This is a genomic window from Roseimicrobium gellanilyticum (assembly GCF_003315205.1).
In the GTDB taxonomy this organism is placed as follows: domain Bacteria; phylum Verrucomicrobiota; class Verrucomicrobiia; order Verrucomicrobiales; family Verrucomicrobiaceae; genus Roseimicrobium; species Roseimicrobium gellanilyticum.
The window spans coordinates 55,368-66,820 of sequence record NZ_QNRR01000006.1 but is presented as its reverse complement, the minus strand read 5'-3'; the positions used below and the strand labels follow the sequence as shown (position 1 = coordinate 66,820).

At 61.8% G+C, this 11,453-nt stretch carries 10 protein-coding genes; 2 read left to right on the top strand and 8 right to left on the bottom strand.

Going from position 1 to position 11,453, the window contains the following annotated elements:
* Positions 1–13: 13 nt before the first annotated feature.
* Positions 14–1,552: a formylglycine-generating enzyme family protein gene (locus DES53_RS17025; protein ID WP_113959497.1), complete on the bottom strand. Its 1,539-nt coding sequence runs from the start codon at positions 1,550–1,552 to the stop codon at positions 14–16.
* A gap of 92 nt (positions 1,553–1,644) precedes the next feature.
* On the opposite strand from DES53_RS17025, the gene DES53_RS17020 reads away from it, so the two are divergent.
* Together DES53_RS17020 and DES53_RS17015 are read left to right on the top strand one after the other, a co-directional pair.
* Positions 1,645–2,094, top strand: a complete 450-nt coding sequence (locus DES53_RS17020; protein WP_113959496.1) for a hypothetical protein — start codon at positions 1,645–1,647, stop codon at positions 2,092–2,094.
* 35 nt (positions 2,095–2,129) lie between these two features.
* A complete protein-coding gene (locus DES53_RS17015; RefSeq protein ID WP_113959495.1) occupies positions 2,130–3,353 on the top strand; it encodes an alpha/beta hydrolase in 1,224 nt (407 codons plus the stop codon).
* Between the two features lie 154 nt (positions 3,354–3,507).
* On the opposite strand, the gene thiH is transcribed toward DES53_RS17015, so the two are convergent.
* The 7 genes from thiH to DES53_RS16980 all read right to left on the bottom strand — a co-directional run bounded on the left by thiH (position 3,508) and on the right by DES53_RS16980 (position 11,449).
* Positions 3,508–4,629 carry a 2-iminoacetate synthase ThiH gene (thiH, locus tag DES53_RS17010; protein WP_113959494.1) on the bottom strand — a complete coding sequence of 374 codons (1,122 nt, stop codon included), beginning with the start codon at positions 4,627–4,629 and terminating at the stop codon, positions 3,508–3,510.
* 36 nt (positions 4,630–4,665) lie between these two features.
* Positions 4,666–5,730 (bottom strand): prephenate dehydratase, encoded by a 1,065-nt coding sequence (locus DES53_RS17005; protein WP_113959493.1) that lies wholly within the window; start codon positions 5,728–5,730, stop codon positions 4,666–4,668.
* A 5-nt stretch (positions 5,731–5,735) separates the two neighbouring features.
* Complete coding sequence (tyrS, locus tag DES53_RS17000; protein WP_113959492.1) at positions 5,736–7,034, bottom strand: tyrosine--tRNA ligase; 1,299 nt, start codon at positions 7,032–7,034, stop codon at positions 5,736–5,738.
* A 191-nt stretch (positions 7,035–7,225) separates the two neighbouring features.
* A complete protein-coding gene (locus DES53_RS16995) occupies positions 7,226–8,116 on the bottom strand; it encodes an MBL fold metallo-hydrolase (protein ID WP_113959491.1) in 891 nt (296 codons plus the stop codon).
* 50 nt (positions 8,117–8,166) lie between these two features.
* Positions 8,167–8,550 carry a hypothetical protein gene (locus DES53_RS16990; RefSeq protein ID WP_113959490.1) on the bottom strand — a complete coding sequence of 128 codons (384 nt, stop codon included), beginning with the start codon at positions 8,548–8,550 and terminating at the stop codon, positions 8,167–8,169.
* Between the two features lie 55 nt (positions 8,551–8,605).
* Positions 8,606–9,565, bottom strand: a complete 960-nt coding sequence (locus tag DES53_RS16985; RefSeq protein WP_113959489.1) for a thiamine pyrophosphate-dependent enzyme — start codon at positions 9,563–9,565, stop codon at positions 8,606–8,608.
* Between the two features lie 66 nt (positions 9,566–9,631).
* Positions 9,632–11,449: a 2-oxoacid:acceptor oxidoreductase subunit alpha gene (locus DES53_RS16980; protein ID WP_113959488.1), complete on the bottom strand. Its 1,818-nt coding sequence runs from the start codon at positions 11,447–11,449 to the stop codon at positions 9,632–9,634.
* Positions 11,450–11,453: the final 4 nt, after the last annotated feature.

Sequence of the window (11,453 nt, the reverse complement as noted above, 5' to 3'; positions counted from 1 at the left end):
AAGTGAGGAGGCGTTAGTAGGCCGAAGGATAGGTCGGAGGACGATGGTCATCGTCGCGGCGATCATTCGAGTGCAGCGATGACGGTGAAGAACCTGACGTGAACACATCGCTCATAGGCACACCACCTGCGCTGACGACCCGCACGCTTTCCGGACGCACACCCGTGTACACGAAGTGGCCCTCCGGTCCAGGCTGGTAGTTCACGGAGCCGCGAGCCTCCATGCCACCTCTCGGTCGGAAGACGTAGTCGATCGTGGTACTTGGGACGACATCAAGAAGCATCCAGAAGCCGTCATCCACGATACGGAGCTTGGGCGTACCTTGCATCGTGCCGGGCCGGCTCAGTGCATCGGCCATGGCTCTGGCTGTGGTGCCCGCAGTTCCGGCCGTTGACGTCGCTCTTGCGTTGCCGCTCACCTTTTTCATGATGAAGAAGATGAGGCCACCCAGAAGAAGGAGGGGAAGCCCCAGGCAGCAGACGAACCCGAGCAAGGTATCCACCCAGGTGGCAGGTCGCGAGGAAGAGTCCGAAGTGTGGGAATCACTGGGAGTGAAGTCCGGCTGCGTGCCCGGACTCGAGGTGGAAGGCGTGGAGGAACGGGAGGGCTGAGAACGCGGCAACAGAGGCGCGTCCGATGCTGGAGCGGGCGGAGGCGTGACGACGGTTGCGGCTACAATGCGGAAGCCGATGTCTGCATTGCGGCTGCGGGCATCCGAGCGAAAGCGTGCCGCACTGCGTGTGTTCTTGCCATCGCGATTCCACGATCCACCACGCAGCACACGGCGGGGTTTGTCAGAGAGGTTTTGATTGGTTTGGATGGGATCGCTGAGGGGTCCATTCTCATAGGGAGCGTACCAGTCCTGGCACCACTCGGCCACGTTGCCGCCGACATACAATCCCCAGCCGTTGGGTTTGGTGGAGGTGACGGGGTGCGTGGTGAATCCGGCGTTGCCCTTGTGCCACGCGACTTGATCCGCAGAGGCGGGGTCGTCGCTTTCATTGTGCCACGCGGTGGTAGCGCCCGCACGGCTCGCGTACTCCCACTGTGCTTCGGTGGGCAGAGTCACTTTGCGCCCGACCTTTTGGGACAGCCATTTGCAGAAGGCTTCCGCATCTGGGTAGGTGATGATGGTTACTGGATGGGTGGCGTCTTGGGCGAAGCCGGGATTGCGCCAGGTGAAGTCCTTCCGCTGAGTGAGTGCCTTCCCATCCCAGCCGAAGCCGCCGCTCGGTCCGCTCTCGGCTTCGGTACGGTAGCCGGTCTCTGTAGCGAATCGCTCCCACTGGGCGCGAGTCACCGCGGTCCTGCCGATGTAGTAGTCCTTGGAGAGGTGCACAAAGCGCTGGGCTTCGTCCGCACCGCGTTCAGGTTCACTCGTGGGCGAGCCTTGCATGAAGCCGCCCGAGGGGATGAGCACGAGATCAAGCTTCACGCCGTTGCCGAGGTCCAGTGCGAGGGTGGGATCCGCGGCGTACAGCACCGGGGTCAGGGTGAACAACAAGGCGGCTGTGAGAAGTCCGATTCCCGAGGACAGGCGGAGGGTGCTCATGGGCGCGACGCTAGCGCTCCGGGCCTTTCTGCCAAGCGAAGAAGTTGCGCGGCGGGCTTGCCAGTGCTGGGACGTTTTGGTCAGATGCGGGCATGCGAGCCTTCGTCCTCCTGATTCTTGCCGCAGTACTCACTGCCTGCTCCTCTACGAAACGTCATGCGGACCTGAATCAACGCGAGGCCCAGTACAAGCAGACACTGGGTGTGCTGGGGAAGGGCGCCACCCGGGCCCAGCTTGATCGCGCCTTCCCCAAGATGCGCCGGATCACGCCCGAGCACGGACCGGGGGATGACTCTGCGCTCACAGGGGTGGAGCGGTTCCGGCTCGACCCGTACCATCAGCTTGAGGTGAAGTTCATGTATGCGGCGCCGTACCGCATTGCTGCGGGAGCCACACGACTGGGCGCGCAGAAGGCGGCGGGTGAGGGGCCATCGGCCTGGGAGATCTTCAAATACGTGCGCGAGACGTCGCGCGGAGCCTATGCAGAGTCGCCGTATGATGAGGTGATCTCGGCACGTGTTCTTCGTGTCTCCTCGTACTGAGTGGGCTCTTGTCTTTCTCAATTCAATTCAACCTTATGCTCCCCTCATTGCTCCATCGTCTCCTCATTGCTGCCGGTGTCGTCTCCTTCGCGGCGGGATCGCTGCATGCCGCACCGGAAACCATCAACCTGTGGCCGGAAGGTGCGCCGGGCGCGAAGGGCACCCGTCCTGAGGACACACCGCGAGTGGATGTCTACCTGCCCACGGCTCCATCCTGTGGAGCTGGAGTGGTGGTGCTGCCGGGTGGAGGCTATGGCGGACTCGCTGCGGATCACGAGGGCAAGCAGATCGCACAGTACTTCAACCGGCTTGGTGTCACGGCGTTCGTGTGTTTCTACCGGCTTGGTTCGCAGGGCTATCATCATCCCATTGAGATGAATGACGCGAAGCGTGCGGTGCGCTTCGCACGAGCGAATGCGGAGAAGTACAAGCTGGATGCAAACCGCATCGGCCTCATCGGCTTCAGCGCGGGCGGACACCTCGCCAGCACGGTGGGCACGCTCTTCGACAGTGGCGATGCCAATGCAAAGGATCCCATCGACAAGGTGAGCAGCCGTCCGGATTTTCTCGTGCTCGGCTATCCGGTCATCTCCATGTCGGATGACTTCATGCATCGCGGTTCCCGCAACAACCTGCTGGGGGATCAGAAGGACAATGACGAGGTCGCACGCGGACTGAGCAACTATCTCAATGTGACCGCCAACACGCCGCCGACCTTCATCTTCCAGACGGATGAAGACTCGGTCGTGCCCGCGGAGAACGCGGTGCAGTTCTACCTCGCCCTGCGCAAGAACAAGGTGCCTGCGGAGATGCACATCTACCAGCGAGGGCCGCACGGCGTGGGCCTGCATCTGGGTGACCCGGTGCTCACTACCTGGAGCCAGCACCTCACCGACTGGCTGCGCAACAACGGCTGGCTGAAGCCCGCGAAGCGCGCGGCGGTGGAAGGCACCGTGAAGATCAACGGAACGCCGGGCAATTGGGGCACGGTCATCTTTACCTCGGAAGATCCAGTGGCGCCTGTCGCCTCAGCCCGTCTCATGAATGGCAAGTTCCAGCTTCCCGAGCGTGACGGCGCCGTCATTGGAAAGAACAAGCTCAAGGTCACATTCAGCACCGCAAACCTCACGAATATCGCAGATGCGAACAACACGGGCGTGATGAGCACGAGCAAGCTCACGCCCGATGCTGCGGAAGAACTCACTTACGAGGTGAAGGAAGGCGCGAACAAGCTCGCACTGGAGATCACGGTGAAGTGATAGGTCTGCGAAAGCGACAACATCACTGAAGGTTAGCCGCAAAAAAACGCAAAAGGCTCAAAAAGGAAAGAGCATCACGAGGGCACTACTCGCGCCCTCCGCTCGCCTTCTTGAGCCTTTTGCGTTTTTTGCGGCTAAGAATCAGTACTTGGAATCACGCCTGCAGAATCGCCTTATCCCAATCCTTCCACACGGGGTCAAAACCCCGGCGGGTGATGAGGTCTGAAATCTCCTGCGGAGTGCGATGGTCCGAAATGTCGAACTGGCCTGTGGCTTCATCGCAGGAAGATTTCTGCTGAAGCTCGACACGGCGACCTTTCACGGTGAGGTGCAGATCATCGCGGCCTTCGCCGGTGTAGCCGCCGGGTTCGGTGTGGCTGCCGGCGCTCATGGTGGTGATGCAGATGGGCAGCAGCGCATCACGCAGGGCGGGGGACTCACGCGTGCTCAGCACGATGCCCACCTGCGGGAAGCAGAGGCGGAAGGCGCAGAGGAGTTGGATGAACTTCGCGTCATCCACCGGGAACTTCGGTTCGAAGCTTCCAGCGGCAGGACGCAGACGTGGGAAAGCGATGGTGTAGCTGGCCTTCCAGCCATGGTTCTGCATGTACTCCAGATGCGCGGCGAGCCCGAGTGCTTCCGTGCGCCAGTCCGCGAGACCCAGCAAGGCACCGAGGCCGATGCGGCGGAAGCCTCCATGATAGCCGCGCTCGGGGCACTCCAGACGCCAGTCGAAATCCTTCTTCGGACCGGCAGTGTGGTATTCATTGTAGGCAGTGCGGTCGTATGTTTCCTGATACACCACGAGGCCCTCGGAGCCGGCGTGCACCATGCGTTCATACTCCGGCTGCTCCATGGGACCGACCTCGATGCCCACGGTGGGGATGAAGGGCTTGATGGCGCGGATGCACTCCTCCAGGTAGCCATTCGAGACGAACTTCGGGTGCTCACCCGCGACCAGCAGGATGTGGCGGAAGCCCTGGGATTCCAGGTGCTTCGCTTCCTTGATGACCTGATCCACGTTCAGCGTGACGCGGAAGATGGGATTGTCCCGCGAGAAGCCGCAGTACGCGCAGTTGTTCACGCACTCGTTGGAGAGATACAGCGGGGCGAAGAGCCGCATCGTCTTGCCGAAGTGCAATCGGGTGAGTGCCGCCGCCTCCGCGGCCATGGCTTCGAGCTGCTTCGGAGACTTGGGCTCCAGCAATGCCATCAGCTTGCGAAGCAGGGGTGATTTCTGCTCGGGCAGGGCATTGAAGGTATCGACAAAGGACATGGATGACTAACTTGAGCGGAGCGTGTGGGATGGGGTTCAGTCGCCCCACTTCATCTCCTTGGGATAATAACGTTCGCGGAAGCCGCGCTGATGCTCCGGGTGCTGCTTCAGCAGCTCGGTGTTCGGGAAGGAACCCAGCCACACACACGAGGGCGGGCTGTCCGGGCGCTGCGGGTAGGTGGCATTGATGCCCTCCAGCACGGCGCGCACGGCTTCATCATGGATGTGGCCCTCCACCTCCACGAAGAACATGTACTCGAAGTCGCGCTCCACCCGGGGGAACGGGTAGATGATGGAGAGGAAGATATTCTCCCGGCGGATGATGCCCAGCGCCTCGTGCAAGGTGCCTGTTTCGTTGGGCAGGTTGAAGAGAAAACAGGTCTTGTTCAGCGTGTGCTCCGTGCCGTTGAGCCTGGCGGTGCCCAGCTCCATGAGATGGCGTTCATCGCCCAGAATCCAGAAGCGGGTGAAGCCATTGGCATAGTCCGAGAGACGCTCTGTCTGCTCCAGGCCGAGCTGGTGATCACGCTCCAGCACCGCGAGATCCACGGCACGCAGACGGTCGCTGTACACATCCAGTGCTTCACGGGAGGCGATGGCCCCGATGGTGGGTTCATTGGCCGCTTCCACGGTGGCAGCTCCGGTGCTCTCCGCCTGCTCCACGCGGATGTTCAGGTGGTCCTTGAGTCGCTGTAGCACCTTCGAGCACTGGCGGATCGCGCTGTGGTGGCTGCGAATCGCCTCCACGCCATCAAGCGTGCCGCTCTGTGTCATCAGGAAGTGCTGGATGGGAAGAAGCTCCTCCCACACCACCCAGGTGCGACGGGTCTGGTTTCCTTCAAACAGACGCTCCAGATCCTTCACGCATTCCACGATGATGCCATCGAGGGTGTTCTCGATGGCGATGACTCCGAAATCGATGTCTCCGCGCGCCTGCGCCGCGATGACCTCCGCGTGCGAAGCGAAGGGCACCGGCGTGAAGGCATCCATGCCATCGATGCGACCGGCATGATGCGCGGCAAAGCGTGTGGCAGCCGTGTAGCCGTTGGTAAGACGGGCGGGACGAAGGAATCCGATGCGCTTGGGAGTGGACACGCTCATGCTTGCTAGAGGGTGAGCAGCGCGTAGTTCCGTTTGCCCTTGCGCAGCAGCAGATAGCGACCGTAGAGCGCAGAGTCCGTAGTGACCTTTTGGGTGGCGGATGCGGCGCGTTCGCCATTGAGATATACACCACCGCCTTCGATGTCCTTGCGGGCTTGCCCCTTGCTCTGGGAGAGGCCAGCAGTCACGAGGGCGTCTACCAGTGACAAGCCTTCACCACCGAGCTGCTCGGTGGTGACCTGCGCGGTCGGCACTTCCTCGCTCAGGATATCGAGCGTGGACTCGGAGATGCCATCGAGCGTTCCACCGAAGAGGATCTCGCTCGCGCGGATGGCGTCATTGCATGCGACGTCTCCGTGAATCAGCGTGGTGATGGACTGGGCGAGTGCCTGGTGCGCGCGACGAGCGCCGGGATTGTCCACATGAGACTTCTCCAGGTCCGTGATCTCACCATGCGGCAGGAAGGTGAAGAACTTGAGGTACTTCACCACGTCGCGGTCATCTGTGTTGATCCAGAACTGGTAGAACTTGTAGACGCTGGTGCGCTTCGGATCGAGCCAGATGGCGCCACCTTCGGTCTTGCCGAACTTCGTGCCGTCCGACTTCGTGATGAGCGGCAGGGTCATGCCATAGGCATGCTGGCCGAGCTTCTTGCGCACAAGGTCGATGCCCGTGGTGATGTTTCCCCACTGGTCGGAGCCACCGATCTGGAGCTCGCAATTGAACTCCTTCGCGAGGTGGTAGTAGTCGTAGGACTGGAGCAGCATGTAGCTGAACTCCGTGTAGCTGATGCCCACGTCGCGGTCCTCCATGCGGGCGCGCACGCTCTCCTTGGCCACCATCTGGTTGACGGTGAAATGCTTGCCCACGTCGCGCAGGAAATCGAGGTAGGTGATGGGGCCGAACCAGTCCGCATTGTCCATGAGGCGGGCGGGGTTCACCTTCGTGTCGAAGTCGAGCAGCTTCGCGAGCTGGGGGCGCACCGCGTCCACGTTCGCCTGGATCTGTTCCTTGGTCAGCAGGGAGCGCTCGGCAGACTTCCCGCTGGGGTCACCGATGGAGCCGGTCGCCCCACCTGCCACGGCAATGGGGTGGTGCCCTGCCTTCTGGAAGCGGCGCAGTGCCAGCAGGGGCACGATGTGGCCCACATGCAGGGAGTCTGCCGTGGGGTCAAAGCCGCAGTACAGGGTGATGGGCTTGGCAGCCAGACGCTCGGGAAGGGGCAGGATATCCGTGCGCGACTCGGGCACGCCGGTGTAATCAGCGATGAGGCCGCGGAATTTGAGGTCGTCGAGAATGTTCATGGCACCCGGCAGAGGGTCGGCAAGATGGGGTGGGGGGGGCTGGGAGTCAACCGCTGGCGAAGCCAACGTAGTCCGCGAGTCCCTTCGCGGTCAGGGAGGGGTGGATACCGGGTAATCCGGAAGGAATGGCCGCAAAAGAACGCAAAAAACGCAAAGAGGTTCCTCCGCGGCCAAACTGGAGGGAGGGGCTTCTATCGAGGGGATTTCTCACAGAAAAGTGCAATGCCATCCGCGCACATGGCGGTGTTGTTGGCGCCCTCGTATTTGGCCCAGTCGGCGTCGCTGACTCCGACTTGGGTGGCGATGGCACGCTCGGCCGCGCCGTAAGCTTCGCGGAGGGCCTCGCCTTTGAGGCCCTGGGCGAGCAGGTCGGAAATGCACTCGTAGCACTGCTCCACACGCGAGGCATAGCGGGAGAGATGCCCGGCCACGTCCGTGACCTCGCCGAAGTGGGTGAGGTACAGTTTGGAAAAGTTCGCCGCGTGCAGGCGCTGGAGGGAGTCACCGTAGGCCACGGGGTCGAACTGCGGAGGTGCGGCGGTCACGCTGACGTAGCTGCTGTGTGGCAGCTTCATGCCGGCGACATCGCCGGTGAAACACACATCGCCGATGGCATAGGCGTGGTGATGCCGGGCATGACCGGGGGTGTCGATGGCGGTGATGACGGTCTTGCCGAGCTTCACGGCGTCTCCGTCTTTCAGCGTCACGACACGCTCGGCGGGTGCGGGGAGGATATCACCCCAGAGGGTCTGCATGCGGTCTTGGTAGATTCGCTGGGCACTCTCGATAAGTTTGGACGGATCCACCAAATGTGGCACGGCTCTGGGGTGCGCATACACCGTCGCACCCTGCTGAGCCCACCAGCCTGCAGCGCCCGAGTGGTCGAGATGGATATGGGTGACGAAGACGTGCTTCACCGCTTCGGGAGAGTAGCCGAGAGTACGGATCCCTTCCAGCAGCGTGGGCAAGGTGGAGCCCGGTCCGGTTTCGATGAGCGCGAGATCCTTGCCCGTCTCAATCAAGTAGGCCGCGATGATTTCGGTCTGGCCTTGGAAGTGGAGATCAATGGGGTGGATTTGCATCAGGCACCTTTGGGGGACTTGGACGCGGGGTCAAGGAGTCCCAAGGCTGTTCAATCCGTGCTTCTAAATCGCGCGTGGTACTCGGCCACGTGGTGGGGAAACTCCTCGTCATAGAATGGGTAAGGGATCCCAAGGATGGTGACATCGTATCCTCCATCTTTCATCCCGTTGATGTGAGAGCCTAAACCTTCAATTTCGCTACCGTCTTGGCTGTATATCCGCAATTCTGGAATGCATTGGGTGTCGATGTATTCAAGATTGGCATCCAGGTCGTTGATGGTCACGTTATGAGACCGGCAGTGCTCAAGAAAGAGTTCGTAGAGCGAGACTTCTCCTTGAAAGAAAATCTTCCCTCCTACAACGCCCATGGATGGCTCTGCTTGCTCCAGCAAAGTCCATCCAATCTCCACATTGTCCAAAACGACGCGGTACATAAATAAAAAATGGCGAGCGCTTTGGGAGCGCCCGCCATAGTATACATGCTAGCGCCTACCGCATCGTCTCCAGGCGCTTCTTCAGCACGTCTTTGGGAGTCATGCCGTTCATCTTGGACTGGGTGTCATCGATCCACTTCTGCTCAAGGGCATTCTTCGTGGGGCGATTCACCTGGTAATACACGCCGAATTTTCCGGGGGTGAGATTCTCGGCCATCTTAAAGGCGGCCGTTTCGTCGGTGACGTCATGCTGCGCTTCATCGATGGTTTCGAAGACGCCACCCTTGCGCGGAGTGGAGTCGTCGAAGGCGCTGGCGTAGAACATCACGCACTCGCTCAGGCACTCGACGACGCTGAAGCCGTCGTGCTTGATGGCGCGCTCGAACATGGCTTCCATGTGCTTCACCTGCGCGGCATGGGTGCGGGCGATGAAGGTCGCGCCGCTGGCCAGAAGCTGACGCATGGGATTGATGGGGCGGTCGATGGCGCCGGTCGGGTCCGTCTTCGACTTGAAGCCGATGGGCGAGGTGGGGCTCGTCTGCTTCTTCGTGAGGCCGTACACGAAGTTGTCCATGATGATGTAGGTCAACTTCACGTTCTTGCGCGCGGCGTGGTTCAGGTGGTTGCCGCCGATGGAGAAGCCATCGCCGTCACCACCGAAGACGAACACATGCAGATCCGGACGGCTCAGGCTCACGCCCGTGGCCAGCGGCAGGGCGCGACCATGGATGAAGTGAATGCCGTGTGTGTTCATGAAGTACGGGAAACGGCTGGAGCAGCCGATGCCCGCGACGCACACGATGTTCTCATGCGGGTACTGGAGCTTCTCCAGCACGCGGTAGAAGATGTTCAGCACGGCGAAGTCGCCGCAGCCGGGGCACCAGGTGGGATGGTCGGCAGTGAGCGCTTTCTTCGTCAGCTTATCCGCAACCGGTGCGGCGGGTGCGGGAGCAGCAGGGGCTGGGGCGGCGGCGTCTGCAGAAGCGGCGGTGAGCACGTTGGACTCGGTAGACATGGCAGGTGAGGAAAGGGTGGAGCGGGCGAAAAGGAAATGACGGTAACAGAACAGGACAGCGGGAGATTAAGCCCCGCCGGCGAGGTGCTTTTCCACCCCGGTGACGATGTCCTTGATGCGGAAGGCGAGGCCGTCCGTCTTGCACACCGAGCGGATGGCCGGATTGCAGAAGCGGGCGCGCAGCAGCATGGCGAGCTGACCGTAGCCGTAGGCGCCGTAGTCATTCATCTCCACCACGATGATGTGCTTGTAGTGGTTCAGCACCGGCTGGATGCCATCGGGAAGCGGGTGGATGTGGCGCAGGTGCAGGTGACCTGCCTTGTAGCCTTCCGCGCGGAGGCGGTCGGTGCTCTCGCGGATGGGACCATAAGTGCTGCCCCAGCCGACAAGGAGCACATCGCCTTCCTGATCCCCATGCACCTTGGGCGCGTGGATTTCGGCGGCGGCATCGAGCAGCTTGCGGCGGCGCTTGTTGGTCATGGCGCTGTGCATCTTCGGGCTGCCGCTGGGGTGGCCCCACTCGTCATGCTCCAGGCCGGTGACCACGGGATACTTGCCGCCGAGCATCTTCGTGCCGGGGGCCGCGTGGTGCGTGTTGCGCTCCAGCGGGTACGGTTTGAAGTCAGCGTCCTTGGGCGTGAGATTCAGTCCGGGCTCCACCCAGTGCATGTCCACATCCGGCTCATGGAAGGCCTCGATGCGGCTGCTCAGGGCCTGGTCGCTGAGAATGATGACGGGGCAGGAGTACTTGCGGGCCAGCTTCCCGGCTTCGAGCGCGATGTAGAAGCAGTCCTCCACATCCTGCGGGGCGAGCACGATGCGCGGGCAATCGCCATGGCTGCCGTAGATGGCCTGCATGAGGTCGCTCTGCTCCACGCTGGTGGGCAAACCGGTGGAGGGGCCGCCGCGCTGCACGTTGATCACGATGAGCGGCAGTTCCGCCATGCTCGCATAGCTGAGCGCTTCCATCTTCAGGGAGAGGCCGGGGCCAGAGCTGCCCGTGACGGCAAGGTGTCCCGCGAAGGCGGCGCCGATCGTGAGGCTCACGGCGGCGAGCTCATCTTCCGCCTGCACATAGATGCCGCCATACTTCGGCAGTTCCGTGCGCAGCGTCTCCATGATGGTGGACCATGGTGTGATGGGATAGGCTGCACCATAGCGCACCCCGGCGGCCAGAAGGCCGAGGGTCAGCATCTGGTTGCCGTCCGTGCTGATGCGGTGGCCGGCTTCGGCTTCACCGTGTTCGAAGAAGAACTTGTCGAGGTCGCCCACCTGGTAGGCGTAGCCCGCGTCGAAGGCGAGCATCGCATTGCGCAGCACCTGCTCATCCTTCTTGCCGAACTGGCGGGCGATGATGCCCACGAGCTTCTCGCGGTCCAGATTGAAGACCGCGCAGATGAGGCCCATCACGAACATGTTCTTGCCACGGTCACGCGGGGAGCCGCCCACGGCTTCCACGGTGGCGGAGGTGAAGGGGATGCCGATGTGCTTGATGCCACGCTCGTGCTTCAGGTTCACCACCGCATCACGCTCCATCGAGGTCGGCGTGCTGTCGTACAAGCAGATGCCGCCATCGCGCAGGGAGCTGATGTGGCCGTCATAGCTGTGCTGGTAAAAGGCGACCAGTACATCTGCCTCATCACCCGAGGTCAGCACCTGGCCGGAGCCAATGTGCACCTGGAAGATGGATGGTCCCCCGCTGATGGTGGAGGGGATCGTCATGTAGGTCATCACCTCCTGGGCGGTGCGCCCCGCGAGGCGGGCCAGGAAACCGCCGATGGACTGGATGCCATCTTGCGAGTTACCGGCAAACCGGATGACTGCGTTGCGAAGTGTTCGAGACGGGGTGGAGGAACCGGCGGATTCGATGGTGGTAGAAGACATGGAG

Bases quoted from the DNA above. Each gene is read 5' to 3' on its own strand.
- tyrS (WP_113959492.1), bottom strand. From the start codon at position 7,034: ATGAACATTCTCGACGACCTCAAATTCCGCGGCCTCATCGCTGATTAC.
- DES53_RS16985 (WP_113959489.1), bottom strand. From the start codon at position 9,565: ATGTCTACCGAGTCCAACGTGCTCACCGCCGCTTCTGCAGACGCCGCC.
- thiH (WP_113959494.1), bottom strand. From the start codon at position 4,629: ATGTCCTTTGTCGATACCTTCAATGCCCTGCCCGAGCAGAAATCACCC.
- DES53_RS17020 (WP_113959496.1), top strand. From the start codon at position 1,645: ATGCGAGCCTTCGTCCTCCTGATTCTTGCCGCAGTACTCACTGCCTGC.
- DES53_RS16980 (WP_113959488.1), bottom strand. From the start codon at position 11,449: ATGTCTTCTACCACCATCGAATCCGCCGGTTCCTCCACCCCGTCTCGA.
- DES53_RS17005 (WP_113959493.1), bottom strand. From the start codon at position 5,730: ATGAGCGTGTCCACTCCCAAGCGCATCGGATTCCTTCGTCCCGCCCGT.
- DES53_RS16990 (WP_113959490.1), bottom strand. From the start codon at position 8,550: ATGTACCGCGTCGTTTTGGACAATGTGGAGATTGGATGGACTTTGCTG.
- DES53_RS16995 (WP_113959491.1), bottom strand. From the start codon at position 8,116: ATGCAAATCCACCCCATTGATCTCCACTTCCAAGGCCAGACCGAAATC.
- DES53_RS17025 (WP_113959497.1), bottom strand. From the start codon at position 1,552: ATGAGCACCCTCCGCCTGTCCTCGGGAATCGGACTTCTCACAGCCGCC.
- DES53_RS17015 (WP_113959495.1), top strand. From the start codon at position 2,130: ATGCTCCCCTCATTGCTCCATCGTCTCCTCATTGCTGCCGGTGTCGTC.